1 protein-coding gene is annotated in these 1,796 nt (G+C 41.4%); it reads left to right on the top strand.

Translation table 11 applies throughout. From position 1 onward, the window contains the following. Positions 1-45: 45 nt before the first annotated feature. Positions 46-1,680 (top strand): Ppx/GppA phosphatase family protein, encoded by a 1,635-nt coding sequence (locus F6K13_RS31520; protein WP_287239412.1) that lies wholly within the window; start codon positions 46-48, stop codon positions 1,678-1,680. Positions 1,681-1,796 lie beyond the last annotated feature (116 nt).

Raw genomic sequence — 1,796 nt, 5'->3', positions numbered from 1 at the left:
TCTAAAATTTAGGCAACTTGTTAAATTTGAACACATTTATAAAATATGGTTACATCAGTTCCTTTAGTAAAAATACCCTTGATATCGGAAAACCGAGAACGGATCTTGGCAGCGATAGATATGGGTACTAACTCTCTACATTTAGTAGTAGTCAAAATAGACCCCTCTTTACCCGCTTTTACAATTATTGACCGAGACAAAGAAACGGTAAGACTCGGAGACTGTGAAGCAAATGGTAATTTGAAAGCAGAAATTATGAATAGAGCGATCGCTACCTTAGAGCGCTTCCAAAAAATTGCTAAAAGTGCCAATGCGGAGCAAATTATTGCTGTAGCTACCAGTGCTGTAAGAGAAGCACCCAATGGCACAGTTTTTCTCAATAAAATTGCTGATGAGTTAGACTTGTATGTTAACTTAATCTCTGGTCAAGAAGAAGCTCGCCGGATTTATCTCGGGGTGCTTTCAGCAATGGAGTTTAACAACAAACCCCATGTCATTATTGATATCGGTGGGGGTTCCACAGAGTTAATATTAGGTGACGGTAATGCACCACGGACTCTGAGCAGTACAAAGGTAGGTGCAGTACGTTTGACCAAAGAATTTGTTACTACTGACCCCATTAGCAAAATAGAATTTGCCTATCTGCGAGCTTACGTTAGGGGTTTATTGGAACGTCCGACAGAGGAGTTATTAGCTAATATCCAGGAAGGTGAAAAACCACAGTTAGTGGGTACTTCTGGCACCATTGAAGCGTTGGCGAATATTCATGCTTGTGAAAAATTCGCCAATGCGCCAACTTCCCTAGCAGGTTATCAGTTTAGTTTAGCTGAGTTGGAAGGGTTAGTTAATAAGTTGAAAAAGTTATCAGTCTCCGAACGGCAAGAGTTACCGGGTATGTCACAGAAGCGCTCGGAAATTATTTTAGCAGGTGCTTTAGTATTACAAGAGGCAATGAGTTTATTGGGAATGGAGTCAATAACTGTTTGCGAACGTAGTTTGCGCGAGGGAGTAATAGTTGACTGGATGTTGAATCATAGTTTGATATACGACCGCCTCCGTTTCCAAAGTTCTATTCGCCAGCGTAATACTCTAAAAATTGCTCAAAAATATCAAGTCAATTTGGAATGTAGCGAGCGGGTTGCTTCTTGGGGACTAAATTTATTTGACGAAACTAAAGGAGTGCTACATGAGTGGGGGAATGATGAACGAGAGTTATTATGGGCAGCCGGAATTTTGCATAACTGTGGTTTATATGTGAGTCATTCATCCCACCATAAACATTCTTATTATTTGATTAGGAATGGAGAATTATTGGGTTATAGTGAGATTGAGATTGAAGTAATTGCTAATTTGGCTCGTTATCACCGTAAGAGTTTACCGAAGAAAAAGCACGAAAATTATCAAAATTTACCAAAAAAATATCAACAGATGGTATCTCAGTTGAGTGCGTTGTTGCGGTTAGCGATCGCTTTAGACCGACGACAAAAAGGAGCGATCGCTGACGTGAAATGTGAATTCAACCAAGATAAGCAGGAATTTTATATGTGGTTACGGCCAGCTAACCCTAAAGATGACTGTGCTTTGGAGTTGTGGAATTTAGATTATAAGAAGGAGGCGTTTGAACAAGAGTTTGCTTTGAAGTTGATAGCAAAGTTGGAACCTGTGATGGTATCTGTATAGTTTTAGGCAGGGGAGTGTGGGGAGATGGGGAGTGTGGGGGGATGGGGAGATGGGGAGATGGGGAGATGGGGAGATGGGGAGTGTGGGGAGATGGGGAGTGTGGGGGGATGGGGAGA

This window comes from Okeania sp. SIO2B9, assembly GCF_010672505.1.
GTDB classification, from domain to species: domain Bacteria; phylum Cyanobacteriota; class Cyanobacteriia; order Cyanobacteriales; family Microcoleaceae; genus Okeania; species Okeania hirsuta.
Note: the sequence above shows the minus strand (reverse complement) of the source record. Positions and strands in the feature narration are given on the sequence as shown.